The sequence below is a fragment of the Boseongicola aestuarii genome (assembly GCF_900184815.1).
In the GTDB taxonomy this organism is placed as follows: Bacteria; Pseudomonadota; Alphaproteobacteria; order Rhodobacterales; family Rhodobacteraceae; genus Boseongicola; species Boseongicola aestuarii.
Genome location: NZ_FXXQ01000002.1, coordinates 397,022 through 420,021 on the forward strand (window position 1 = coordinate 397,022; position 23,000 = coordinate 420,021).

26 protein-coding genes and 1 tRNA gene are annotated in these 23,000 nt (G+C 57.3%); 12 read left to right on the plus strand and 15 right to left on the minus strand.

All coding sequences use genetic code 11. The features are described from left to right. The first annotated feature begins 93 nt into the window (after nt 1-93). Nucleotides 94-1,269 carry a lytic murein transglycosylase gene (locus BOA8489_RS04960; protein WP_093972870.1) on the plus strand — a complete coding sequence of 392 codons (1,176 nt, stop codon included), beginning with the start codon at nt 94-96 and terminating at the stop codon, nt 1,267-1,269. Here the strand turns inward: BOA8489_RS04960 and BOA8489_RS20915 are convergent. From BOA8489_RS20915 to BOA8489_RS04975, 3 genes are all read right to left on the minus strand, one after another. Then, entirely contained in the window at nt 1,266-1,388 is a 123-nt protein-coding gene (locus BOA8489_RS20915) for a hypothetical protein (protein ID WP_281256169.1), read from the minus strand. The genes BOA8489_RS04960 and BOA8489_RS20915 overlap by 4 nt on opposite strands. A gap of 71 nt (nt 1,389-1,459) precedes the next feature. Beyond that, nucleotides 1,460-1,831, minus strand: a complete 372-nt coding sequence (locus tag BOA8489_RS04970; RefSeq protein ID WP_093972872.1) for a hypothetical protein — start codon at nt 1,829-1,831, stop codon at nt 1,460-1,462. A 51-nt stretch (nt 1,832-1,882) separates the two neighbouring features. Next, entirely contained in the window at nt 1,883-2,716 is an 834-nt protein-coding gene (locus BOA8489_RS04975) for an N-formylglutamate amidohydrolase (protein ID WP_093972873.1), read from the minus strand. A gap of 176 nt (nt 2,717-2,892) precedes the next feature. Here BOA8489_RS04975 and BOA8489_RS04980 point away from each other — a divergent pair. The 3 genes from BOA8489_RS04980 to BOA8489_RS04990 all read left to right on the plus strand — a co-directional run bounded on the left by BOA8489_RS04980 (nt 2,893) and on the right by BOA8489_RS04990 (nt 4,788). Further along, nucleotides 2,893-2,967, plus strand: a tRNA-Val gene (locus tag BOA8489_RS04980). A gap of 82 nt (nt 2,968-3,049) precedes the next feature. Then, nucleotides 3,050-3,175: a type B 50S ribosomal protein L36 gene (gene ykgO / locus BOA8489_RS04985; protein ID WP_005850168.1), complete on the plus strand. Its 126-nt coding sequence runs from the start codon at nt 3,050-3,052 to the stop codon at nt 3,173-3,175. Between the two features lie 179 nt (nt 3,176-3,354). Next, the gene (locus BOA8489_RS04990) at nt 3,355-4,788 is read left to right on the plus strand and encodes an aldehyde dehydrogenase family protein (protein WP_093973051.1); all 1,434 of its coding nucleotides are present in this window, start codon (nt 3,355-3,357) and stop codon (nt 4,786-4,788) included. Nucleotides 4,789-4,792: 4 nt separating this feature from the next. On the opposite strand, the gene BOA8489_RS04995 is transcribed toward BOA8489_RS04990, so the two are convergent. After that, nucleotides 4,793-5,524, minus strand: a complete 732-nt coding sequence (locus tag BOA8489_RS04995) for a YkgJ family cysteine cluster protein (RefSeq protein WP_176440212.1) — start codon at nt 5,522-5,524, stop codon at nt 4,793-4,795. A 137-nt stretch (nt 5,525-5,661) separates the two neighbouring features. Between BOA8489_RS04995 and BOA8489_RS05000 the strand changes: the two genes are divergently transcribed. Both BOA8489_RS05000 and BOA8489_RS05005 read left to right on the plus strand, forming a co-directional pair. After that, entirely contained in the window at nt 5,662-6,591 is a 930-nt protein-coding gene (locus BOA8489_RS05000) for a VOC family protein (protein ID WP_093972875.1), read from the plus strand. A 2-nt stretch (nt 6,592-6,593) separates the two neighbouring features. Further along, nucleotides 6,594-7,187 (plus strand): alpha/beta hydrolase, encoded by a 594-nt coding sequence (locus tag BOA8489_RS05005; protein WP_093972876.1) that lies wholly within the window; start codon nt 6,594-6,596, stop codon nt 7,185-7,187. Nucleotides 7,188-7,209: 22 nt separating this feature from the next. Here BOA8489_RS05005 and BOA8489_RS05010 read toward each other — a convergent pair whose 3' ends face one another. Genes BOA8489_RS05010 through msrC form a run of 3 tightly spaced genes read right to left on the minus strand, consistent with a single transcriptional unit; the run spans nt 7,210 to nt 8,978 of the window. Then, a complete protein-coding gene (locus tag BOA8489_RS05010) occupies nt 7,210-7,857 on the minus strand; it encodes a pseudouridine synthase (RefSeq protein WP_093972877.1) in 648 nt (215 codons plus the stop codon). A 54-nt stretch (nt 7,858-7,911) separates the two neighbouring features. Beyond that, a complete protein-coding gene (locus BOA8489_RS05015; RefSeq protein ID WP_093972878.1) occupies nt 7,912-8,535 on the minus strand; it encodes a LysE family translocator in 624 nt (207 codons plus the stop codon). After that, nucleotides 8,532-8,978 (minus strand): free L-methionine (R)-S-oxide reductase MsrC, encoded by a 447-nt coding sequence (gene msrC, locus BOA8489_RS05020; protein WP_245813665.1) that lies wholly within the window; start codon nt 8,976-8,978, stop codon nt 8,532-8,534. The genes BOA8489_RS05015 and msrC overlap by 4 nt, the downstream gene beginning before the upstream one ends. A gap of 131 nt (nt 8,979-9,109) precedes the next feature. On the opposite strand from msrC, the gene BOA8489_RS05025 reads away from it, so the two are divergent. The 3 genes from BOA8489_RS05025 (at nt 9,110) to BOA8489_RS05035 (ending at nt 11,817) form a co-directional block, all read left to right on the plus strand. Beyond that, entirely contained in the window at nt 9,110-9,454 is a 345-nt protein-coding gene (locus BOA8489_RS05025; RefSeq protein ID WP_093972879.1) for an STAS domain-containing protein, read from the plus strand. Further along, complete coding sequence (locus tag BOA8489_RS05030) at nt 9,444-9,962, plus strand: ATP-binding protein (RefSeq protein WP_245813666.1); 519 nt, start codon at nt 9,444-9,446, stop codon at nt 9,960-9,962. Before BOA8489_RS05025 ends, BOA8489_RS05030 begins: the two co-directional genes overlap by 11 nt. Before the next feature lie 274 nt (nt 9,963-10,236). Next, the gene (locus BOA8489_RS05035; protein WP_093972880.1) at nt 10,237-11,817 is read left to right on the plus strand and encodes a gamma-glutamyltransferase family protein; all 1,581 of its coding nucleotides are present in this window, start codon (nt 10,237-10,239) and stop codon (nt 11,815-11,817) included. 22 nt (nt 11,818-11,839) lie between these two features. On the opposite strand, the gene hspQ is transcribed toward BOA8489_RS05035, so the two are convergent. After that, nucleotides 11,840-12,166, minus strand: a complete 327-nt coding sequence (hspQ, locus tag BOA8489_RS05040; protein ID WP_093972881.1) for a heat shock protein HspQ — start codon at nt 12,164-12,166, stop codon at nt 11,840-11,842. 79 nt (nt 12,167-12,245) lie between these two features. Between hspQ and BOA8489_RS05045 the strand changes: the two genes are divergently transcribed. Both BOA8489_RS05045 and BOA8489_RS05050 read left to right on the plus strand, forming a co-directional pair. Then, on the plus strand, nt 12,246-13,127 hold the full coding sequence (locus BOA8489_RS05045; RefSeq protein WP_093972882.1) for an AEC family transporter: 882 nt from the start codon (nt 12,246-12,248) through the stop codon (nt 13,125-13,127). A 77-nt stretch (nt 13,128-13,204) separates the two neighbouring features. Continuing rightward, a complete protein-coding gene (locus tag BOA8489_RS05050) occupies nt 13,205-13,792 on the plus strand; it encodes a transglycosylase SLT domain-containing protein (RefSeq protein WP_093972883.1) in 588 nt (195 codons plus the stop codon). Between the two features lie 7 nt (nt 13,793-13,799). On the opposite strand, the gene BOA8489_RS05055 is transcribed toward BOA8489_RS05050, so the two are convergent. The 4 genes from BOA8489_RS05055 to BOA8489_RS05070 all read right to left on the minus strand — a co-directional run bounded on the left by BOA8489_RS05055 (nt 13,800) and on the right by BOA8489_RS05070 (nt 19,872). Further along, a complete protein-coding gene (locus tag BOA8489_RS05055) occupies nt 13,800-14,405 on the minus strand; it encodes a LolA family protein (RefSeq protein ID WP_093972884.1) in 606 nt (201 codons plus the stop codon). 114 nt (nt 14,406-14,519) lie between these two features. Beyond that, nucleotides 14,520-17,240, minus strand: a complete 2,721-nt coding sequence (locus BOA8489_RS05060) for a DNA translocase FtsK (RefSeq protein ID WP_093972885.1) — start codon at nt 17,238-17,240, stop codon at nt 14,520-14,522. Nucleotides 17,241-17,253: 13 nt separating this feature from the next. Further along, complete coding sequence (locus tag BOA8489_RS05065) at nt 17,254-18,432, minus strand: aminotransferase class I/II-fold pyridoxal phosphate-dependent enzyme (protein ID WP_093972886.1); 1,179 nt, start codon at nt 18,430-18,432, stop codon at nt 17,254-17,256. Nucleotides 18,433-18,549: 117 nt separating this feature from the next. Continuing rightward, nucleotides 18,550-19,872 carry an amidase gene (locus BOA8489_RS05070; protein ID WP_093972887.1) on the minus strand — a complete coding sequence of 441 codons (1,323 nt, stop codon included), beginning with the start codon at nt 19,870-19,872 and terminating at the stop codon, nt 18,550-18,552. Nucleotides 19,873-19,958: 86 nt separating this feature from the next. Between BOA8489_RS05070 and BOA8489_RS05075 the strand changes: the two genes are divergently transcribed. Further along, nucleotides 19,959-21,182, plus strand: a complete 1,224-nt coding sequence (locus BOA8489_RS05075; RefSeq protein ID WP_093972888.1) for an FAD-dependent monooxygenase — start codon at nt 19,959-19,961, stop codon at nt 21,180-21,182. On the opposite strand, the gene BOA8489_RS05080 is transcribed toward BOA8489_RS05075, so the two are convergent. Genes BOA8489_RS05080 through BOA8489_RS05090 form a run of 3 tightly spaced genes read right to left on the minus strand, consistent with a single transcriptional unit; the run spans nt 21,179 to nt 22,942 of the window. Beyond that, nucleotides 21,179-21,358: a Trm112 family protein gene (locus BOA8489_RS05080; RefSeq protein ID WP_093972889.1), complete on the minus strand. Its 180-nt coding sequence runs from the start codon at nt 21,356-21,358 to the stop codon at nt 21,179-21,181. The genes BOA8489_RS05075 and BOA8489_RS05080 overlap by 4 nt on opposite strands. Beyond that, entirely contained in the window at nt 21,355-21,999 is a 645-nt protein-coding gene (locus tag BOA8489_RS05085) for an LON peptidase substrate-binding domain-containing protein (protein ID WP_093972890.1), read from the minus strand. Before BOA8489_RS05085 ends, BOA8489_RS05080 begins: the two co-directional genes overlap by 4 nt. Nucleotides 22,000-22,024: 25 nt before the next feature. After that, on the minus strand, nt 22,025-22,942 hold the full coding sequence (locus BOA8489_RS05090; protein WP_093973054.1) for a tetratricopeptide repeat protein: 918 nt from the start codon (nt 22,940-22,942) through the stop codon (nt 22,025-22,027). Nucleotides 22,943-23,000 lie beyond the last annotated feature (58 nt).

Consider the following 23,000-nt stretch of genomic DNA (forward strand, 5'->3'; position numbering starts at 1 on the left):
GTTAACCAAAGGCGGGCTTGCGCCGATCCCTTGCTTGCGACCGCCGATTGCGGTGCTAGTGTTCCCGCAACTTCTGGATGGACGTTGGATTCAATGAAACACTTCCTTTTTGCCTTGTCGGCCGCATTCATCATGCCTGCTACAGCCGCGATGGCCTGTGGCGGATCATTTCAGGGCTTTGTTTCAGACCTGAAGGCCGAAGCCATCAGGAATGGCGCATCGCGGGCCGTGACAGACCGCTTTTTCGCCAATGTTCAAAAGGACGATGCGGTTTTGAGAGCAGATCGTTCGCAGGGTATCTTCACGCGACCTTTTCTTGATTTCTCCAGCCGCCTGATTTCGCAAAACCGTTTCCAGAACGGCCAGCAAAACGGGCGGAAATGGGATGCGGTCTTTAACAAGATCGACCGTGACTATGGTGTTTCGCGCGGCGTGCTTCTGGCGTTTTGGGCGTTCGAGACCGACTTCGGTGCCGTGCAAGGCGATTTCAACACGGTTAATGCGCTGGTCACACTTGCACATGACTGCCGCCGGCCAGAGCTCTTCCGCCCTCAGGTTTTTGCCGCGCTTGAATTGTTCGAACGCGGTGATCTTGATCCCCTCCGCACAACGGGGGCTTGGGCGGGCGAAATCGGCATGGTGCAGATGCTTCCAAAGGACATCATCGAAAACGGTGTCGACGGCGATGGAGACGGTCACGTCACGCTGAAGACGTCCCCGGCCGATGCGCTCATGTCCGGAGCCAAGATGCTGAACTCTCTCGGGTGGCGTCCGGGTGAACCCTGGTTGCAGGAAGTGACCGTGCCGCGAAACTTCGACCTGTCCCAGACCGGACTCGACAAAAAAAAGGACCGTGCGCGTGACTGGGTGCAGGTTGGGATCGTGCCTAGAACCGGCACGTTGTTCGCACCGAACCTTCCCGCCGCAATCATCCTCCCGCAAGGCCACCGTGGTCCGGCCTTTATTGCCTACCCGAATTTCGATGTTTTCTTCGAGTGGAACCAAAGCTTCGTCTACGTCACCACCGCCGCCTATTTTGCAACTCGGCTTGAAGGAGGACCGCCCCTGAACCCCGGCGATCCGGAACCCGGTCTTGATCGCGATGCAATGAAAGTACTTCAGCAGAAACTGCAGGCACGCGGCTACGATGTTGGCGGGATTGATGGCATTCTGGGCGCAAACACCCGCGCAGCCGTTCAGGCCGAGCAGAAACGACTCGGGCAGCCTGCAGATGCCTGGCCGACGCAGGCGCTGCTGAACGCTCTTTAGCAGATTTGGATAAAGCCCCGATCGCCAGGCTTGCAGCCCAAGCTGTCACTGGCGGAACCGGCATTCATCACAGCCGCCAGGGCAAGCAGGATCAGGCCTGCCACCGCAAAATCACTCATAAGAGCCCCCACTCTTAACTGTACAATTAAGATTAAGGGGCAGATCGTTTTAATTTCAAGCATTTAGGCGATTAGTCGGCGGCAACAGTTATGTTCCGAACTGGAAGCCGCAAGCCGTCGGCGGTGATAAGGACAACGCGCGCGCCATCTTTGACGAAGACGTCGCAGCGTGCCGAGCCATTGTCGAATTCGACACAGACCGCGCTTTCGGCTTCCATACGATACGCCCCGGCCCAGATCGGCCCGTCGTCCGTGTAGGTGTATTCGTAACGTCCGTTTTCGCGATAAGTTGACTTCGAACCATCAAAGAATTCAATGACTTGGCCCGAGAGCAGCGCCGTCAAACCCTCCTGATCAAGCTCAGTATCGGTCGCGCGCAAACCATCCGTCGCAAATGCGGTGTTTGCCAGAGCGACGAAGGCGAGGATAAGGCGAATTCGCATTCCTTAAGACTGCGCATGGCAGACCCGTCTGGCCAATCACATTTGCGTTGCCTATTCGGCGGCCAGAGGAATATCGCGACGTCCAATCTCGGCGATCTCGGCTGTCACGGCCTCCATCAAACCAACGAAACTCTGGAAATTCCCGTTCGGGCGGATGGCCTGTTCGTTCATGTAAAGCGCACGATCAATCTCGATCTGCACGACATGCTGCGACCGCGCAGGTCGTCCGTAGTGTTGTGTCACAAAGGCCCCGGCAAATGGCGCATTCCGCGCGACGCGCAGGCCGGCCACGGCGAAGGCCGCCTCTATGCGGTCAACAACCTGGCTGCCGGCTGCGGCGCCGAAACGATCACCAAGCACAATGTCCGGTCGTTTCCCCCGAGGGTGCGACAGGTTTTCCAGTGCTTCGTGCGGCATCGAGTGGCAATCGATCAACACCGCCTCGCCGAACAAGGCGTGGCTTTCATCCAGAAGGGTCTGAATCGCGTTGTGCCAGGGCTGCCAGACGTCGCGGATTCGCGAATCGGCTTCGCGACGTGTCAGCTTGCCGCTGTATATCGCGCGGCCGTTCGCAACGACGCGTGGCACAACGCCAAGCCCGGATGCAACGCGCGGGTTATGCGCATTGCGCCCCAGACCTTCGATCAGCGCCGGGTCCAGTTCATCCGGGGAACGGTTCACATCTACCCATGCCCGTGGATGGGTCGCCGTGAGCAGTGGCGCACCGTGCTTCGGCGCCATGTCAAAAAGCTGGTCGACGAATGCATCTTCAGAGGATCGCAGCCGCCGTTCATCCAGAACAGACCTTCTCACGAAGCTCCACGGGTACTCGCGTCCGGAATGAGGAGACGCGAAGACAACACTTGTTGTGCGTACTTCCGGCATTCTGAGGCGATAGGGTTTCACGTAGGTGACTCCTTGTTGTAGCCGAATATAGATCAATTTCGGGTAATGCCAAAAGCCCTTGAAGTGAAAGGGCGAACCTATTATAGCCACCCCGACCAGCGCGGGGCTTGCCCCGCGTCTTGTTCTTTTGAACAGGGTGGAAAGATTTGAAGACAGGGCGATTAGCTCAGCGGTAGAGCACTTCGTTGACATCGAAGGGGTCACTGGTTCGATCCCAGTATCGCCCACCATGAACCGCCATATTCCCAATGGGATATGGCAGAACCGAAAACAAGAGGCGCCCTTCACGCGCCGCGAAATAGGGAGAAGAACATGAAAGTTCGTAACTCGCTCCGCTCGCTGAAGAACCGGCATCGCGATTGCCGTGTCGTGCGCCGTAAGGGTCGTGTCTATGTGATCAACAAGACGCAGCGCCGATTCAAAGCACGTCAGGGCTGATTCGGCGCCGACGTCGACAGATTGTATGAAAGGGCCGCTCCATTTGGATGCGGCCTTTTTCTTTTCGTCCAGCTAAACTCGAAGTTGACGAAAATAATTTGATCAAATTGTGTTTCGATCGCTTGTCGAAACGCGAACCGAGTGACATGTCTCGTCAAAACGAATGGAAGGACATTCCGATGCTTGAGAAACGTCAGTTCTATATCAATGGCGCGTGGGTCGACCCGATTGCCGGAACCGATTGCGACGTGATTGATCCCTCCAACGAAGAGGCGGTCGCGGTTATCTCTCTTGGTGGGCAAGCCGATACGGACGCGGCTGTCGCGGCAGCAAAGGCCGCTTTGCCGGCCTGGCGCGCGCGCTCGCACGAGAAGCGGATCGACTATGTGCGCCGCATCCTTGAAATCTACAAGGAGCGCGAACACGATATGGCGAAGGCCATAAGTCTTGAGATGGGCGCGCCAATCGAGTTTTCGCTGGCCGAACAGGTAGATTCCGGTGACTGGCATATTCGCGGCTTCTTGCACGCGGTAAAGAATTTCGAGTGGGAGCATAGTCTTGATGGCCAGCGCGGCACGCGCATTCTGAAGGATCCGATCGGCGTCGTTGGGATGATCACGCCGTGGAACTGGCCGATGAATCAGGTCACTCTGAAAGTCATTCCCGCCATGATGACCGGCTGCACTATGGTGTTGAAACCTTCCGAGGTCGCGCCTTTGTCCTCGCTACTGTTCGCTGAAATCGTGAGTGCCGCAGGTGTACCGGCTGGTGTCTTCAATCTGGTGAACGGTGATGGCGTGGGCGTCGGCAGTCAGTTGTCGAGGCACCCTGACGTCGACATGGTTTCCTTCACAGGCTCGACCCGCGCCGGTATCGCCATTTCGAAGGCGGCTGCGGATACGCTGAAGCGGGTCTCGCTCGAACTGGGAGGAAAGGGTGCTAACATCGTCTTTGCCGATGCCGATGCGGATGCCGTCAAGCGCGGCGCAAGGCAGGTGTTCGAGAACACCGGCCAGTCCTGCAACGCGCCGACTCGGATGCTGGTAGAGCGAACTCGATATGATCAGGCTGTTGAAGAAGCCGCTGAAGTTGCGCACGCAACGCGCGTCGGCCCGGCCGCCGAGAAGGGCGCGCATATTGGTCCGCTAGTGAATGAGACTCAGTTCAATAAGGTACAGTCCCTGATTCAAGCCGGCATCGACGAAGGTGCACGCCTTGTGGCGGGTGGTGTGGGTCGTCCCGACGGGCTGAACCGTGGCTACTTTGCACGGCCAACTGTCTTTGCCGATGTCACGCCCGACATGACAATCATGCGCGAGGAAATTTTCGGCCCCGTCTTGTCGATCATGCCCTTTGATTCGGCCGATGAAGCACTTTCTATTGCAAACGACACTGTCTACGGCCTGACGAACTACGTGCAGTCCAGCGATCCCGTCAAGCTTGAGCGTTTTGCGCGCGAGTTGCACTCGGGCATGGTTCAGATGAACGGCAAGGGCCGCGGCAAGGGTGCGCCCTTTGGCGGGGTCGGCCAGTCCGGAAACGGGCGCGAGGGCGGAGTCTGGGGCCTGGAAGAGTTCGTCGAAATCAAGTCGGTCGGTGGTTGGCCGGACTGACGCTTTATCGCTTGATCACAGCAGCCTGCCGCGCGACCTCTTCATCAAGTTCGCGCGGCCCGTGTTTGGCCGCAGTCAAGGCATCCTCCAGGCTTTCCCCGTCGATAGCACCGACAGCGATCCTGGACAGACTATACGTGGGCACACGAGTGATGCCCTTCAACAAGTTGCGGGTAAGCATCAGAACCGCGAGATACAGGGCTTGCGCCCCAAGAACACCAGCGCCTTCGGCTGGCGTTCCCCCTGCGATGACCTCGCAAGCGGCGACATTCGACGACATATAACTGCGACAGATCATCGGACGCGCGTCATAAGCCCGGCAAAGACGAGTTTCCGGATCAAGCGAAGGACAGGCTTTCGGCATCCATGCGCGCCCATCAAGTTGACCCTCTAGCGGCGCGAGAGCTTGATGCATGCGGCGCGCCTCGATTTGTGTGATCGTGCCGCCGTCATCCCCGCTTAGAATGCAGCAAAATGCACATCCCGGCGCGCAGGCCGCGCGAGCGGCAGGACCGTTCGGGTCAGCGAGTTGCGGCGCGATCGCCGTACGCCCGATCGCTTCGGCTGCTTCCCCGTCTCTCAAGCGGCGCAGGACTTCATTCAATGGCATCGCGTGCTGCACGGCGGTATTGATCCACGCCAACAAAGCCGGTCGCGCGGGATCTCGCAGTGCCGGGGGAACGCCTTTCGTTGACACCTTCGCAGCTTTAGTTTGCAGGTCCGCGAGCGATTTCATCCCTTTCATGCCGACCACGCCGGGGTACTAGATGCGAACTCATGTGCAAAAACGATCAAAGTTTGCGCGGCCGTGTGTGTTTCTACTTTATTGATGAACATTATAACTCTTGGGAAACCAGCAATTGGAGACACTTGATGCTAACTCAGATCAAAGGCCTGCACCACGTCACATCGCTGGCGTCATCAGCCTCAAGAAACAACACTTTCTTTACCGACGTCCTTGGACTGCGCCGGATCAAGAAGACCGTGAACTTTGACGCCCCGGACGTCTATCACCTCTACTACGGCGACGAAGTCGGCACTGCCGGGTCGGTCATGACTTATTTCCCCTTTAGAAACGCTGCCCGCGGGCGGGCCGGAACCGGAGAAGTCGGCACCACATCGTTCACTGTTCCACTTGGGACGCTAAAGGCGTGGGCTTACCGGCTGACAACATACGGAACAACAGATCTTGAAACTGATACGCGCTTTGGAGAGAGACGACTTTTGTTCAAAGGCCCCGACGGCGACGCCTTTGCCTTGGTCGAGGCCGACGATGCACGCACGCCGTGGACCGGCAATGGTGTCTCGCAGGATATGGCAATCCGCGGATTTCACTCGGCAGATATGCGCGTCAAAGACGGCGGCGCCAGCGCGGAACTTTTGAAGTTCATGGGCTACGAAGAAGTCGATCGTGCCGGCAACGTGACCCGGTTTGCCATTTCCGGCGGGAACGAGGCCAACACGATCGATATCGAAACCCTGCCCTCGGTCGGGTTTGCCGGTCAGGGCGCGGGCTCCGTTCATCACATTGCCTTTGCGGTTGAAAACCGTGCGCGTCAGCTTGAGGTACGCGAGGCTCTGATGGACACCGGATATCAAGTGACGCCGGTGATCGATCGCGATTATTTCTGGGCGATCTATTTCCGCACCCCCGGCGGCGTTTTGTTCGAAATCGCCACCAACGAACCCGGTTTCGATGTGGATGAGGATACCGCTCATCTTGGTGAAGCACTGAAACTTCCAAGCCAGCACGCGCACCTTCGCGAAAAGCTCGAGCGTCAGCTTGAGCCTCTGGAGGCCTGAACGTGTCGTATACCGCAGCCACCACGGCAGGGACGCCCGGCGCTCCCCTGTTTGTGACATTTCACGGGACTGGGGGAACCGAGACCCAATTCCACGGCCTGGCGCATCAACTTGTCCCGGATGCACATGTAATCTCGCCTCGGGGTGATGTTTCCGAAAACGGAATGAACCGTTATTTTCGTCGCACCGGCGAGGGTGTCTACGACATGGACGATCTTGCCACACGCTCTGCTGCGATGGCATCGTTCCTGCGGGCCGCGAAAGCCGAAATCGGCGCAAATCGTGTGATCGGGCTTGGATATTCGAATGGTGCGAACATTCTGGCTTCCGTGGCGCTGAGCTTTCCTGACATCGTTGACGAGTTGATCCTGATGCACCCATTGATCCCGTGGACCCCGGCGCCACAGTCGGGCTTGAAGGGTCGTCGCGTCTTAATCACCGCAGGCCAACGTGACCCGATCTGCCCACCCACCGAAACCGAAGTTTTTGCGCAATACCTTGTCGCGCAGCGTGCAGATGTGCGTGTCGAATGGCATCCGGGGGGTCATGAGATCGCCCAAAGTGAACTAGGCGCGATCCAAGCTTTTTTGGCTTGAAGTGGCTGGATTTCAGGGCGCGCTAGAACGGTGCCTTGACTTTGAACGTCATCCCGACACCGCCGTCGGGATGACGCAGCCTCAGGCTCTCGCTGTGAAGCATCATGCGCGGGAAGTCTCGGGCTTGACCATTGGCATAAAAAGGATCGCCCAGAATAGGGTGTCCGATCGCCTGCATGTGTACCCGTAACTGGTGCGAACGCCCTGTTTTTGGAAAAAGTCTGATACGCGTCTCAGCTTCGGTGCTCCGTTGGACGCGCCACTCGGTACTGGCGGGTCTTCCGTTCTCGTGGTCGACCATCTGAAGCGGCCGGTTTGGCCAATCGACAATAAGCGGCAGTTCGATGATTCCCGTTTTTTCAGAAACCTGCCCCCAAACACGCGCGACATAAGATTTTTTGATGTACCGCTTTTCAAACTGAAGTCCGAGGTGGCGTTGCGCGTGTGGGGTCAGTGCAAAAACCATGACGCCGGACGTATCCCGATCAAGCCTGTGCACCAAAAGCGCATCCGGAAAGGCCGCCTGTATGCGCGAAAGCAGGCAGTCGGCAAGATGATCACTCTTGCCGGGCACCGAAAGCAGGCCCTCGGGTTTGCCGACGATGAGGATCTCATGGTCCACATGCACGATATCGAGCGGCACATCAGGGGGCGCATAGGGTTCAAACAAAGCGTCGCTTCGCCTTGGCCGAGATCCCGTTTCCAAAAGACAATTCCGATCTGTTCATGACGCTCCAATCCGCTCAATCAGCACCATAAGTAGCACGCCATAACTCACAAAGAGAACCGCCATAACGCGGCGGAAATAGACGTTAAACACCGCTCCAAACGCAGCCTGGCCAAGGTACACGCCAATCGCTGTATAAGTGATGTAACTTAGAGCGGTGATCGTCAGCGCCGTTGGAAAAATCACGCTCAACAGGCTGAAGAGTGGCAGGCCGGGTTCGATAAATTGCGAAAAAGCAGCGATATAGCCCGCAAGCGACTTCACGTTGACGGTGGCGATGACGAATGCCTGACCGTAGATCGACCCGGCCGTCGCCTTGTCATGAGACGGAGGTGTGGTTGCGTTGATCCACGTGCGCAGTCCCAATCCGACAAGGACCAAAGACCCCGCGAATTGCAGCCACCAGAACACAGATGGCGCTGCCGAAATGAGCGCCGTTACTCCAAGCGCGGAAAGCCCAAGAAAGAGAATAGCCTGCGTTAGGATGCCCAGCACGCCCCACAGCGACCGCCGGAAGCCAAATGTCAGGCCGTTTTGAATACAATTGACAGCATTTGGTCCCGGAGTTGTGACGAAGACGACCCAAAAACCTGCAAAGACCAGCCAGTCACCAAAACTCATACTGCAAATATCGCATCGAGGATCGCTTGAAGTGCTGCCGCGTCGCTTTCGTCAAACGCGGCGGGCAGATCGCTGTCGATATCAAACACGGCAATCAGGGCACCCTCACTGTTCTTGACGGGCAGGACCAACTCGGATCGGGTGCTGCTCGCGCAAGCGATATGACCGGGGAAGGCATCCACATCTCGCACGATCTGTGCTGACTCGGTACGCGCGGCTGCACCGCAAACACCTCTTTCGAAAGGAATTTCCAAGCATCCATGCCCGCCTTGGTAGGGACCCATCTTGAGAAGTCCCGGCGCAGTAACCCGGTAAAATCCCGTCCAATCAAAGCGCGTATCAAAGTGATGCACCTCGCAGGCGACAGTTGCCATCAAGGCAATGGTGTCAGTCTCGCCCTCACACAGGGCCGCGAGGCGTTGGCTGAGTTCACTGTATTCCAAGCGGGATCCCTTTTGCTTTGAGGCGAGACGTAAAATGCAAACAATACGCCTGAACTTTTCCGGGTTTGCTTACAGAATGGTAACCCCTTGCGTCTAGGTCTTACGAAATCTGTTAGGCGAGGGAAACACGCATGGAAATGACACCGTCTGTTCACAAGGATTTTTTGGTGATTACCGTTGGCGAAAGCCGGATCGATGCGGCCGTCGCGATGCAGTTCAAGGAAAAAATGAAGGATCTGACGTCCGGCGCATCGGGTCGCGTTATCGTCGAATTGTCCGCAGTCAATTTTGTTGACTCAAGTGGGCTTGGCGCTGTCGTGGGCAGCATGAAGCAAATGAGACGTAAAGGAAGGATGGATCTGGTCGGGCTCAGCGCATCAGTCGAAAAAGTCTTTCGAATGACAAGAATGGACTCGGTTTTCCGTATCTTTGGCACTCTGGGTGAAGCGACACAGGAATCCCTGAATGCGTCATGATGCTGGGATGAACCATGTTCGCGCGGACCCTCCGGCAACTGCTGCCGGCGGGGTCCTTTCGCGATCTGCCTTTCGCGCGACATTCGAAAACGTCAGATTGGCCATCGAAGATGCGATGTCCACGCTTGAACCGCTGAATCTTCCGGATGAAGAAAAGAGCTCGGTAGAGATTGCCTTGGCCGAAGCCCTGAACAACGTGGTCGAACACGCGTATCCGGACGGGACACCGGGGGACGTAAAGCTTGTGTTGCGCCACGGTCGTGCGGGGCTCTTGATTGAAATCCGCGACAACGGCAGACCGATGCCAAATGGGCGCACTCCAAAGGGGAATCATCCAACGGAAAACCACCCAAGTGATGAATTGCCAGAAGGGGGGTTCGGTTGGTTTCTTATCAGGGAGCTTGCTCGGGACCTAGTCTATGATCGCGAGAACGGTGAGAATTTCCTGATCTTCAGACTTGCAGTCGGGCGCAAGAACGCGCCGACCAAACCATCTCTTTCTACCTAGAAACTGCAAAGCCCATAGTATTTTGCCGCACACGACCGACCAAGTCTGAACGCCGGTCGCCTTTCTCTTGCCACAATTTTACCCAATTCCCGCCGTGAGAACCGTTCATTCAGTCCAGGTAGCTTCAAAGCTTCCCTCGGCGTCGCAGTATCACAGCCCCCACCCAGTGTGCGACGTCGAGGTGTTTTGACGCGGTCGCGAAACTTTCCAGCTATATAATTGTATTCGCTGCCTGCTGGTTTACATTCCCGCAAAACAATAGTGATGGGGCAGAATGCGCAATTTCCACAAACCAGGCCGCTCGTCGGTTTATGCCACGAACGGCATGGTCGCCACGTCGCACCCACTCGCAGCGACTGAGGCACTTGCCATACTGCGCGATGGAGGCAACGCAGTTGACGCTGCAATCGCAGGTGCGGTTCTTCTTGGGGGTTGCGAACCGCATATGACTGGATTGGGCGGCGATTGTTTCGCGCTTATCAAGCCCGCGGGCAGTGAAAATGTCATCGCCGTCAACGGATCCGGGCGCGCACCCAAAGCCACGTCACCCGATACCGTCAGGTCACAAGGTGTTTCGCAGATCGAACCAGGACACCCGGCCTCGATTACCGTTCCCGGAGCCGTGGATGCCTTTTGCAGAATGTCCGAGTCACATGGGCGTCTTGGACTTGACCGTGTGCTGGACCCCGCCATTCAATATTTTGAGCAGGGCATACCCGTGGCACCGCGGGTTGCGATGGATTTTGCGACGCTTGTCGACAATCTCGCACCGAGCGGAAAAGCTCATTATTTGTCGTGTGGACGCCCATTCGCTTTGGGTGAGCGTTTTGCGATGCCGGGTCAGGCCGAGGTTCTGCGGCGCGTTGTGAAGAACGGTCGTGATGCATTTTATACGGGCGACGTTGCAGAGGACATGCTGACCGCGCTGAATGGTATCGGAGCGGTCCATCAGCTGGAGGATTTCGCAGAAACACAGACCACCTTCGCGGATCCGATCAGCGGAAACTATCGAGGCACCGACATCGTCGAGCACCCCCCGAATGGACAAGGCGCGACTGCAATTCTGTTGGCGAATATTCTCTCCGAATTCGATATTGCGTCGATGAACCCAAGCGGAACGGAACGGCTGCACCTCGAGACAGAAGCGACCAAACTTGCATACAACACCCGCAACAGGTTCCTTTCCGATCCTGAGTATATGACCCGTCTGGACCACATGCTAAACCCCAAAACCGGGAAATCGCTTGCGGCTTTGATCGATCCGAAAAAGGCCATGCCGGACCCTGCACCTCTAAGTGAGGCGGTTCACAAAGACACTGTTTTGATCACGGTCGTTGACCGCGATGGAATGGCGGTCAGCTTGATTTACTCGATATTTGCGAGTTTTGGTTCCGGTGTCGCAAGCGACAAATTCGGTATTCTGTTCCACAATCGCGGCAGCGGTTTCAACCTGACGCAAGGACACCCGAACGAGCTTGGCCCGGGCAAGCGCCCGCTGCACACCATACTGCCGGGCATGACCCGAAAAAATGGTCGGATCGACATGACTTTTGGCGTTATGGGGGGCCAATATCAGGCGACGGGGCATTGCCATTTGATCTCGAACATCATCGATTTCGGGATGGATCCCCAAGCGGCCATCGACACACCGCGTGTCTTCCCCGAGGCCAAAGGCCTGCGAGTTGAAGGGAATCTATCTGAGGAAACACGGCAGGGCCTGATCGAGCGCGGGCACAGGCTTTATCAAGAAGCTGGCCCGATCGGCGGGGCGCAGGCGATCCAGATAAATCATGATACGGGAACCCTGATCGCAGGGTCCGACCCTCGCAAGGACGGCATCGCGGTTGGCTATTAACTGCACAGCCCCAGTGCAGGCCCTAGTTCAACTGAAAGTGCATCGGGTAGTGGCCGTCATCGAAATCACCGAAGAATTCGGGCAAATCCGGATGGTCCACCGGTTCCCCGGAATAGTCCGCCACGAGGTTCTGCTCGGATACATAGGCCACATAGTAGCTTTGGTCATTCTCGGCCAGAAGATGATAGAACGGCTGTTCTTTTTCAGGACGGCTGTCTTCCGGAATGGCCTCGTACCATTCATCAGAATTCGAGAACATTGCATCCACGTCAAAGACGACACCGCGAAATGGATGCTTGCGGTGACGGACAACTTGACCCAATGCGTATTTCGCACGCGTTTTGAACATAACAAAACCCCCTGAAGCAGTAATAATCCTGCGGAACGGCCATGTCGAATATTTTGGGAAAATTTAAGGGAAACAGTCTGTGAACCTGGTCCTGACAGTGGCGGAAATCGTGGCACCAGTGTTCCTACTGGCCGCGCTTGGCTTTGCTTGGGTGAAGTTCGGGTATGAGTACCGGCTCGACTTTGTGACCAAGCTGGCGATGACCATTGGTGTGCCCTGCCTGATCTTTGTGACGCTGATGCAGGCGGACATTGAAAAAGACGCGTTGACTGCAGTCGCAGGGGCCACGATAGCGGCCTACTCAACTGTAATCATTTCATTTTTTCTGATATCCTTGGCGTTCAAACTGGACATTCAGACCTTCCTGGCACCGCTGTCCTTTGGAAACACCGGCAACCTTGGGCTGCCGTTGGCGCTGTTTGCTTTCGGCGATCTGGGCCTTGGTTATGCGGTGGTCATTTTTGCCGTGATGGCGATTATCTCATTCACTTTCGGCATTTGGCTTGTCTCTGGCGGCGGAAATCCGCTGCCTTCATTGAAGGAACCTTTGGTCGGCGCAAGCATTGCAGGCGGCTTTTTCCTGTGGATGGGTTGGGAAACGCCGACCTTCATAACCAATACATTGTCGTTGATCGGGCAACTCGGCATTCCCTTGATGCTGATCACTTTGGGCGTGGCACTGGCGAGATTATCTCCAAGCGGGATCGGGCGAATGGTCTGGTTGTCGGGTTTGAAAGTGGTGCTTTGTGTCGCCGTCGCCTGGCCCATCGGGATTTGGTTCGAACTGAACGACGTGGCCTTTGCAGTCTTAGTACTGCAAGTCGCAACGCCAGTTGCGGTAACATCCTATCTTTTGGCCGAAAAATATGGAGCGGACTCGGACTCGGTGGCAGGTCTGGTGGTGGTTTCAACCCTGATGAGCGTGGGGTTTTTGCCGCTCATCCTCGCTTTAGTGATCTGACAGTTGCACTTTCATCGTTCACAGAACGACGAAAATCAGGTATGCTGCTAGAAAATAACAAGACGAGCGATTGAGGCATGAGCAGACCCCTTCGCGCCCTGGCATTACTATTGTTCGTCGCGGCCTGCGGCGGCGGCAATGACTATTCGGCGCCCAGAAATCTAGATAACGCCTGTTCCATTGTGAACGAACGTCCGACGTATCTGTCGGCGATGAAACGAACCGAACGTCGATGGGGCGTTCCTGTCGCTGTTCAAATGGCCACTATCTATCAGGAATCGAAGTTCATCGGAAATGCACGCACACCGGTTCAGTATTCACTTGGGGTTATTCCCATGGGTCGCCAATCGTCTGCATATGGATACAGTCAAGCGTTGGACGGCACGTGGGATGACTACAAAAAGGCGCGTGGAAGTTGGGGTGCGCGGCGTGATGACATCGATGACGCGACCGACTTTATGGGATGGTACTTCAACGCTTCGCAAGAAGAACTCGGGATCTCCTTGTCGGACACACGCAACCAGTACCTCGCTTACCACGAAGGCCGCACTGGGTACCGACGTGGAAGCTATCGCGCGAAAAGCTGGTTGCTGAAGGTATCCGACGACGTCGCATCGCGCGCCATTATCTACGATGCGCAATTACGATCCTGCGGCAAGGTCTAACGCAATCTCAACCCCTCCGGTTGGTTTCTTCACGGTTGATATCGAATAGGCGTGCCGGAATCGGCGCGCCTTGTTCGAGTTGACCAAGAATGACAGTCGTCGTCGCGCCCTGCCCGTCGCGGATCACCCACTGACGAAGTTCAATCGGACCATCGGTAAATTTCAGCGCAATCGAGCCGTACTCGGGGTGTTCGGGATCTTGCGCGGTAACAAGCGTAGCGGTTCCATCAAACTCATGGCCGACAACCATATTGCGGCGGGCAAGATCCACATTGCGTTCAAGGATCAGGTTTAGCGGGGTGCGGCTCAGCGGATACCGCTCGGCAGTGCCGACGTTCGACTTGCCATCGAAAATTCCAACTTGTCCAGCACCGGCCATGACCAGAAGATCAGTTGGTGGATCGTACTCGAACCGCATACGGCCAGGGCGGCGAATATAGAGCGTTCCCGTTGCAAGCGTGCCGTCATCGTTGACTTGGGTAAAGGGCGAACGGGCGGTTTCGATCCCATTCAGATAGTTTGAGATCGCATTCAGCGAAAGCTGTTGTGCCAAAGCCGGACGCGCAGCGATGATGGCGGCAGCGCTGGACAAGAGAAACGTTCTGCGGTGCATGATATGCCCTTTTTTGATGCTCGATCACGATATAGGGGCATCAGACGCATTGCGCCACTGCTAGGCAATATCATGCCGTTGACAGGAGGCGACACGCCTCCTGTCGGTCTTTATTCAGGATTGTTCGGGCACCAGAATTTCGCGTTTGCCGACATGGTTTGCCGCGCTGACCAACCCGCTGTCTTCCATCTGCTCAACAAGGCGCGCAGCCTTGTTGTAACCGATCGCAAGTTTGCGCTGGATATATGAGGTCGAGCATTTCCGATCCTTGATAACGATCTGTACGGCCTGGTCGTAAAGCGCGTCCTCGCCCGTAGTGTTGCCACCAAGACCGAGAACCAGATCAATTTCGCTTTCGCTGTCCTCGTCTGGACCGTCCTGCACATCCGAAACGTATTCCGGCATGCCGAAGCTCTTGAGGTGGTTGACGATTTCCTCGACTTCCTGATCTGAAACAAAAGGCGCATGCACACGTGTGATTTTCGCGCCGCCCGCCATATAGAGCATGTCTCCCATGCCAAGAAGTTGTTCGGCACCCATTTCTCCAAGGATCGTACGGCTGTCGATCTTGGACGTGACCTGAAAGGAAATCCGCGTTGGGAAGTTGGCTTTGATCGTTCCAGTTATGACGTCCACGGACGGACGCTGGGTTGCCATGATAAGGTGGATACCTGAGGCGCGCGCCATCTGCGCCAGCCGCTGAATGCAGGCTTCGATCTCTTTGCCCGCAACCATCATGAGGTCAGCCATCTCGTCCACGATTACGACGATATAGGGCAACGTTTCGGGCGCGAATTCTTCTGTTTCGAAGACCGGCTCGCCAGTTTCATCATCAAAGCCGGTCTGCACCGTACGGCTGAACATTTCGCCCTTTTTCAGAGCATCTCGCACCTTGCCGTTGAAGCCCTCGATATTGCGGACATTCATTTTCGACATCTTGCGATAGCGTTCCTCCATTTCCCCGACGACCCACTTCAAGGCGACAACCGCTTTCTTGGGGTCGGTGACGACGGGTGAAAGAAGGTGTGGGATGCCGTCGTAAACCGACAGTTCCAGCATCTTCGGGTCGATCATGATCATCCGGCATTCTTCGGGTGTCAGCTTGTAGAGCAAGCTGAGAATCATCGTATTGATAGCAACGGACTTGCCAGAACCGGTCGTACCCGCGATCAAAAGGTGAGGCATTTTCGCAAGGTTCGCGACAACCGGGTCGCCACCGATGTCCTTGCCAAGCGCAAGCGGAAGACGGTGGTTGCCGTCGCCGTAGTCCCGACCCGAAAGCAATTCGCGCAACACGACCTTTTCGCGGTTTTCGTTCGGAAGTTCGATGCCGATGACAGAACGCCCCGGCACTGTGGAAACACGGGCAGAGAGCGCCGACATCGAGCGTGCGATGTCATCGGCCAGTCCGATCACGCGGCTGGCTTTAAGACCCGGAGCAGGCTCGAGCTCATACATCGTAACGACAGGACCAGGGCGTACGCTGACGATCTCGCCCTTCACGCCATAGTCATCCAGCACGCTTTCCAGCATCCGCGCATTCTCTTCCAGGGCTTCATCCGAAAGATGGTGGCGTTCAATCACTGCCGGGTCGCTCAGAAGGCTCAGCGGAGGAATCTCAAAATCGGTTTCGCTGCCGTCAAAGTTCAACTGTGGTTGCGCTTCAGCCTTTGCGCGCTTGGAAGGCGCTGGCTTTGCGGTCTTGTGCTGGACCATAGGCCGCGAGGAATGAAAACCGCCGCCCGGCTCGTGTTGCGTAACCACCAGTTCAGGCTCGGGCAATTCGCGCATCGAAAGGTCATCGGCGTATGTCGAAAGCTCACCGAACTCGTCCAGCATGACCGTGCGTGGCACTCCACCGGCGACCAAAGGCGGCTCTTCGCGCAGACCATCCGGGCGACGGACGCGTGAATTAACGGCCGCAGTCACCCGAGCGCTCAGGCCTTCCGCGCCGGAAGGCAACTCCTGCTGGGGCGTCTCGACCGGGGACTTTTTCTTCATAAGCGAGGGAAGTCTGCTCAATAGCCCGGACTTGGCGGCGACAGGCGCGCCTTCACGGTAAGCGCGCGTTGCGCGCAGAACCGCAGGGCTGACATCGGAGGCTTCAACTTCCGGCAGAGTCTCGGGTAGTGCTCGACGCTCGGCAGCTCGGCTACGGGCGTCAGCAGCCATGCGAAGTCCACCAACGGCACCTCGCCCAAGGGCTGTCATCACCGTTGCATAAAGCAGGATCACGCCGCCCAGAAGATAGCGCGCATAGGTCCAAAGCTCGTCACGGGTGAAACCCAGAACAAAGCTGCCCATCGCAATAGCGCCGGCAAATAGAACCAGCGCCATGATCTTGAGGCCTGTGCCAGGCGCAACTGGCAAGACACCAAGGATTGCGCCCAGAACCGTGTCGCCAAACAAACCGCCCAAGCCAAATGAATGGACCCAGCTTGCTCCCGGAATGTGGGTCGAGGCATATACCGCGACTAAGGCGACACCAATCGGTGCGAAGATGAGCCGCGAAATCGCGCGCTCTTCGCCATAATGGAACAGAAAGCGCATTCCCCAAACGCCAAGAATGGCGGCAATTGCCCAGCTACCGTATCCGGCAATCACATAGAGCGGCGAGGCAATCGCGGCACCCACAGGTCCGAGGAAATTGCGGGCGGGTGCATCGGTTGCATTCAACCAGTTCGGATCGTCCGGCGAATAGGACCCAAGCATCAAGGCCGCCAGCATTGCCAACCCGATCAGTGTCAGCCCGACGAGTTCCTTGCCACGGCGCTCGATGATCGCCTGTGTGTCGCTGTCGAAGAGCGGGTCACGCTGCCTTGTCTGAAACGCCATGCTTACCTGTTCCTTACCTGTAGATGCAGTCGCGGAGTGCCTCCAGTCCGCGCTGCAATTCTTCTTCATTCAAAACCATCGCCACACGTATGTAGCCTGCGCCGGGGTTTTCCCCGTCCACTTCGCGAGACAGATATGCACCGGGCAAAACCCGCACGCCTGTTTCGCGCCAAATCTTAATTGCTGCGGTTTCTCCGTCATCCACCGGAAGCCAAAGAAAAAAACCAGCTTCAGGAGAGGCACAACCGTCGATGCCTTTGAAAACCTTGTCCGCTATTGTGTATTTTGCCTGATAGCGCGCGCGGCTTGCGTCCACATGCGCTTCGTCCAGCCAGACCGCCGTCGCCGCTTTCTGAAGCGGCAATGGAAGGGGTGTGCCCGCGTAGGCGCGCAACTGACGAATACGCGCAATGGAAAGCGGGCCGCCAGCCACAAAACCTGACCGCAGTCCCGGCAAGTTCGAACGTTTCGACAGCGAGTGAAAGACCACTACCCGCTCGGGATCCGTACCCATCTCGGCTGCCATCTGAAGCGCTCCGACCGGGGCCTCCTTGCGCCAGACTTCGGAATAGCATTCGTCTGCAAAAACGCGAAAATCGTGCTTTTCAGCCAAAGCAAAAAGTGTGCGCCAATAATCACGATCCGCCACGGCGCCTTGCGGATTGGACGGCGAGCAGACGTAAGCCACAGCCACGCGGTCCAGCACGGACGCTTCGAGCGAAGTGAAATCGGGAAGGAATCCCGTTTCTCTGGTACAAGGCAAAAAGACGGGCTCGGCACCGACCGACAACGCCGCAACCGCATAGACCTGATAGAACGGATTTGGCACCAGAACGACGGGCTTTGCGCCGTTCTTGGTCTCGGGGCAAAGCGCCATCATCGCATTGTAGAGCCCCTCGCGCGTACCGTTCAGCGCCATGATCTGTTCTGACGGAATCCGCGCATCATAACGACGCAACAGCCATCCGCTGATCGCATCAAGCAGTTCGGGCATGCCCTCATTTGGGGGATACTTACCAAAACCATCCGTGTTGGCGGCAATCACGTCAGCCACGAAACCGGGGAATTCATGGCGCGGCTCGCCGATGGTCATATGCAGCACGTCACCGCCGGGCGGATGCCCGTCCAACAACGCCCGCAGACGCGGGAACGCATATTCCGGTAGGTTCGAAAACCGCTCGGGAAACACCATAACTGCCTCAATACCGGGATCATTTTGCCCCGTTTTGCGGTAAGTTAGCCCATCACAGGCCAAGTGGTCCACTGTGAAGACGCCTATTGCAGGCGTGCCGTGCGGAAAATGTGTCTTTTACGCCAGCGCGACTTCGGCGGCGGCACCGGTTCGCAGCAACCGCTCTTCTGAAGGCCCCTGAAACAGGATGCCGCAGGACGGCACGCCTGTCGGCAATGTCAGACCCGCAAGACCCATCAGGTTGCCAATGCGCGTGTTTTGAAGGGTCAAAAGGTTCTCGGAGACAAACAGATCGTCGTCTTGCGCAACGGCCTCCAGTTTAGGCGGCAAGATCGGTACGGTTGGCAGTATCACGGCGTCATAGCCTGCAGTGGCGGCCGCATATTCGGCGCGCAAGATGTCCAGCCGTTGCCAACCGGCGACGAGGTCAGCCGCGGAAATGGCGGCTCCACCCCTGAAACGTTCGCGTACCAACGGATACATCGCATCCGGATTGGCCTCAATACGGGTTTTCCAGGTGCCATAGGCTTCGGGCGCAAAGAGCACGCCGGCAAGCCCCATCGCCTCTGCCACGCAGTCCAGTTCGATAGCCTCGATCGATGCACCAGCGACTTCCAGGCGCTCAACTGCACTTTCAAACGCGCCGCGCGGTCTATCGCGCAAGTTCTCGAAGGCACTTGTTGTGAGGATAGCAAGCCGCAAGCCGCGCAGTGTCGTGCCGGACAACGAGGCTGTGTTGTCGCCACCCATCACGGCAAGCAACAATGCAGCGTCCTCGACCGTACGACAGAGAGGGCCAACCGTATCAAACCGCGCACAAAGGGGTACCACACCTTCTAGAGACAAACGCCCCGGCGCGGTTTTCAAGCCCACAAGATCATTCCAAGCAGCAGGCGCGCGCACCGATCCACCGGTGTCCGAACCGATACCGGCCGCAGCCAATCCGAAGGCGACAGATGTCGCCGCCCCGGATGACGAGCCGCCTGATACCGCATCGTTGTCATTCACGCAGGGTGGAGACTGGGTCATTGGGTTCAGCCCGAGGCCCGAAAAGGCCAATTCGGTCATATGGGTTTTGCCGAGACAGATCAGACCGGCATCCGTTGCGGCCTGAAGGACACGCGCATCGCGGCCCGGAACGCGCCCGGTCAAAAGGCGCGAGCCAGCCTCGGTCGCCACTCCCGCAGTATCGAACAAGTCCTTCCACGAAATCGGCACTCCATCCAGAGGCGACCGTCGCAACCCCATTTTCGCCCGTTCGGATGCTGCTTTGGCTTCAGATCTGGCGCGATCTGCGGTCGTGCGCACGTAAATTCGGTCAGAAAACTGGTGCGCCGGGATGGCAGACAGGTAGGTCTCGGTCAGGTCTACCGGGTCGATGTGACCCGCCTCGATCCCGCGACCAAGATCAGCCGCGCTTTCCCAAAGCCATTCGTCCATGCCTGTCGTCTCCCTGCACAATCTGGCTGACCGTAGCGGCACGACAACGCATGGACAATGCCACCCGGCCACCCATATCAAGACCCATGAGTTTTGATACAGATATCCTGATCGCGGGCGGCGGGCTGAACGGCACTTCGCTTGCGCTTGCATTGGCCTCCGCCGGATTTGATGTGACAATCGTCGACCCTCTGCCTGCACCCAAACGTGCGGCGGGCGATTTCGATGGACGCGGGTATGCGCTGTCGATTGCCTCGCAGCGCGTCCTGAAAGCCCTTGGAGTCTGGTCCGCAGTCGCTGAAATGACGCAGCCGATCCTTGATATCAAGGTGACCGATGGCCGCCCGGGCGAAGGCCCTTCGCCGATGATGCTGGCCTTCGACCATGCCGAAATAGAAGAAGGCCCGATGGGTTTTCTCGTCGAGGACCGCCACCTTAGACCCGCCCTATTGCGGGCCGTGGACGATGCCGGGATCACGCAACTCAATGAGCGGCGCGTCGTGGATCAGGACGCGGATGCGAACGGAATTTCGGTGACATTGGATGATGGCACACTACTTCGCGCGCATTTGCTTATTGGCTGCGACGGCAAGACAAGCAGCGTCGCCACGCGGGCTGGCATCAAACGCATCGGCTGGCAGTACGGACAGACCGCGCTGGTTTGCGCGATTGAGCACGAAAAGCCGCATGAAGGCACGGCGCACCAGTTCTTTATGCCGTCTGGACCTCTTGCGATCCTGCCGCTGACCGGGAACCGCGCGTCGATTGTGTGGACAGAAAAATCCGAACGTGCGGCTGAGATCCAAATGCTCAGCGACGCCGAGTATCTCGACGTGCTGCGGCCTCGTTTCGGGGATTTCCTCGGAGATATATCGCTTGCCGGAAAACGGTTCAGCTATCCCTTGGGGTTGTCGCTTGCGCAGAATTTTATTGGGCCGCGCGTCGCGCTGGTTGGTGATGCGGCGCATTCCGTACATCCGATTGCCGGCCAGGGACTGAACGCCGGTTTGAAGGACGTGGCCGCTTTGGCCGAAGTTCTGGCCGACGCGATCCGGTGCGGTGAGGACGTCGGTCGCGCTGACGTCCTGCTGCGCTATCGGCAATGGCGTCGCTTTGACACAGCGACGCTTGCGATTGCGACGGATGGCTTCAATAGATTGTTTTCAAACGACAATAGCCTGCTTCGCACGATCCGCGATCTGGGTCTGGGGGCCGCGAACGCCCTGCCCGGCCTAAGGCGCAGTCTGATCAGAGAAGCGGCCGGATTGACGGGTGACCTGCCACGACTTGCCAAGGGGCAACCACTCTAGTCGAGTTTTCGGGCCTCATCGACGAGCATGATCGGGATGCCATTGCGGATCGGATAAGCCAGATGCGCGGCTTTCGATACCAACTCCTGCGTTTTGGAATCGTAGGTCAGTTGGGCGCGGGTCTGCGGACAGACCAGGACTTCAAGCATCCGGCGGTCGAACTTGGTCTCACTCATTGCAGTGCATCTTCGGCACCGCCACCACGCATCGCGAATTCGATCAACGTCATCAGTGTTTCGCGACGGGTCAGTAGGGATGGCGCTTCAAGCAGCGCCTGCTTGTCTTCCGGCTCGAATGGACAAAGCATCGACAGAGAATTAATCAGCAATTCATCTTCAGCTTCCTTCAACGACTCCCAGTCGGTCTGAAGACCTTCCGTCTCGAAATAGCGGTTAAGTGAAGCGAAAAACGCGTCGCGATCGAATTTCGGGTCATGTTCGCTTGAGCCAAGGTCGCGATCGAAACCGCTCCAGTTTACTTTGCAGCGGCGATAAGGCGTGAAACCTTCGACTTCCTCGATCACGCGAAAGCGGCTTATGCCAGTCAAAGTGACCATATAGCGACCATCGTCGGTTTCCGTAAACGACGTTAGTCGGCCCGCGCAGCCAATCGACTGCAGCGTTGACGACCCGGCGGGCGCACCTTCACGCGGCTGGATCATCCCGATGATACGATCGGTTGTCTTCAAGGTGTCGTCCAGCATTGCGAGGTAGCGCGGCTCGAAGATGTGTAACGGCAACCGCGCGCGCGGCAGCAAGAGCGCTCCGGGGAGCGGGAATACCGGGATGGTCTCGGGCAGGTCGGACTTTGGAAACATGATTTACACCTAGCCCATTTCCGCTTTAGGCAAAGATCATCGACGAGAGTTTACGTCTGCCGTTCAACACAACTGGATCGTTTGGCTTCAGAGCTTCGAAAATCGTGAACAGTTGCGTTTTCGCGGCGCCGTCATTCCATTCCCGGTCCCGTCGGAAGCTGTCGAGCAATTCGGCCACGGCTGCTTCAGCGTCGCCCGCGGCGTAAAGGGCCTGCGCCAGGTCGAACCGCGCCTGAAGATCATCGGGGTTCGCCTCAACCGCAGCGCGTAGTTCCGCGACCGGTCCCGCGTTCGCGGCTTGCCGCGCGAGTTCAAGCTGAGCACGCGCGGCTTCGATTTCCGGCGCCGAGGACAGTTTGTCTGGCACAGCAAGAAGAACACGCGCGGCCTCATCGACCTGATCCAGAGCAAGATGCGCGCGCGCCAATCCGCCGTAAGCCGCTGCATTTTGGGGATCTTCTTCCAGAACGGCGGCGAAAACCGAAGCGGCATCGGCCGCCGCGCCTTGCTCAAGCATTGTTTCTGCAGTCTCCAGGGCTTCGCCCAGACCGCCTCCGACTTCTCCACCCGAGGCTTCGATGACCTTGTCGATGAACGCCTTGATGTCCGAAGGTGGCAAGGCCCCCTGAAATGCGTCAATCGGCTGGCCCTTCCAGAACGCGTATACGGTTGGAAGCGACTGAACCCGCAACTGCTGCGCAATTTGAGGGTTCTCGTCCACGTTCACCTTGACCAGCTTAACGGCGCCTTCTGCGTTCGTGACAGCGGCCTCGATGGCCGGAGTCAATTGGCGGCATGGCCCGCACCACGGTGCCCAGAAATCCACGATGACTGGAACGGCCTGACTGGCATCCACCACATCGGCCATGAAAGTGGCTTCGGTGCCGTCTTTGATCAGGTCGCCCGAAGGCGCTGCAGATGCGGTTGGGTTCAGTTCAAGCATTGTCGTCCCCAGTGTTATGAGATGCGCTATATATGCGAACGATTGCGAAAAGACCAAG

Excerpts from the sequence above, each read along its gene's own strand:
- BOA8489_RS04960 (WP_093972870.1), top strand. The coding sequence starts at position 94 with ATGAAACACTTCCTTTTTGCCTTGTCGGCCGCATTCATCATGCCTGCT.
- BOA8489_RS20915 (WP_281256169.1), bottom strand. The coding sequence starts at position 1,388 with ATGAGTGATTTTGCGGTGGCAGGCCTGATCCTGCTTGCCCTGGCGGCT.
- BOA8489_RS04970 (WP_093972872.1), bottom strand. The coding sequence starts at position 1,831 with ATGCGAATTCGCCTTATCCTCGCCTTCGTCGCTCTGGCAAACACCGCA.
- BOA8489_RS04975 (WP_093972873.1), bottom strand. The coding sequence starts at position 2,716 with ATGCCGGAAGTACGCACAACAAGTGTTGTCTTCGCGTCTCCTCATTCC.
- ykgO (WP_005850168.1), top strand. The coding sequence starts at position 3,050 with ATGAAAGTTCGTAACTCGCTCCGCTCGCTGAAGAACCGGCATCGCGAT.
- BOA8489_RS04990 (WP_093973051.1), top strand. The coding sequence starts at position 3,355 with ATGCTTGAGAAACGTCAGTTCTATATCAATGGCGCGTGGGTCGACCCG.
- BOA8489_RS04995 (WP_176440212.1), bottom strand. The coding sequence starts at position 5,524 with ATGAAATCGCTCGCGGACCTGCAAACTAAAGCTGCGAAGGTGTCAACG.
- BOA8489_RS05000 (WP_093972875.1), top strand. The coding sequence starts at position 5,662 with ATGCTAACTCAGATCAAAGGCCTGCACCACGTCACATCGCTGGCGTCA.
- BOA8489_RS05015 (WP_093972878.1), bottom strand. The coding sequence starts at position 8,535 with ATGAGTTTTGGTGACTGGCTGGTCTTTGCAGGTTTTTGGGTCGTCTTC.
- BOA8489_RS05025 (WP_093972879.1), top strand. The coding sequence starts at position 9,110 with ATGGAAATGACACCGTCTGTTCACAAGGATTTTTTGGTGATTACCGTT.
- BOA8489_RS05030 (WP_245813666.1), top strand. The coding sequence starts at position 9,444 with ATGCGTCATGATGCTGGGATGAACCATGTTCGCGCGGACCCTCCGGCA.
- BOA8489_RS05035 (WP_093972880.1), top strand. The coding sequence starts at position 10,237 with ATGCGCAATTTCCACAAACCAGGCCGCTCGTCGGTTTATGCCACGAAC.
- hspQ (WP_093972881.1), bottom strand. The coding sequence starts at position 12,166 with ATGTTCAAAACGCGTGCGAAATACGCATTGGGTCAAGTTGTCCGTCAC.
- BOA8489_RS05050 (WP_093972883.1), top strand. The coding sequence starts at position 13,205 with ATGAGCAGACCCCTTCGCGCCCTGGCATTACTATTGTTCGTCGCGGCC.
- BOA8489_RS05055 (WP_093972884.1), bottom strand. The coding sequence starts at position 14,405 with ATGCACCGCAGAACGTTTCTCTTGTCCAGCGCTGCCGCCATCATCGCT.
- BOA8489_RS05060 (WP_093972885.1), bottom strand. The coding sequence starts at position 17,240 with ATGGCGTTTCAGACAAGGCAGCGTGACCCGCTCTTCGACAGCGACACA.
- BOA8489_RS05065 (WP_093972886.1), bottom strand. The coding sequence starts at position 18,432 with ATGGTGTTTCCCGAGCGGTTTTCGAACCTACCGGAATATGCGTTCCCG.
- BOA8489_RS05070 (WP_093972887.1), bottom strand. The coding sequence starts at position 19,872 with ATGGACGAATGGCTTTGGGAAAGCGCGGCTGATCTTGGTCGCGGGATC.
- BOA8489_RS05075 (WP_093972888.1), top strand. The coding sequence starts at position 19,959 with ATGAGTTTTGATACAGATATCCTGATCGCGGGCGGCGGGCTGAACGGC.
- BOA8489_RS05080 (WP_093972889.1), bottom strand. The coding sequence starts at position 21,358 with ATGAGTGAGACCAAGTTCGACCGCCGGATGCTTGAAGTCCTGGTCTGT.
- BOA8489_RS05085 (WP_093972890.1), bottom strand. The coding sequence starts at position 21,999 with ATGTTTCCAAAGTCCGACCTGCCCGAGACCATCCCGGTATTCCCGCTC.
- BOA8489_RS05090 (WP_093973054.1), bottom strand. The coding sequence starts at position 22,942 with ATGCTTGAACTGAACCCAACCGCATCTGCAGCGCCTTCGGGCGACCTG.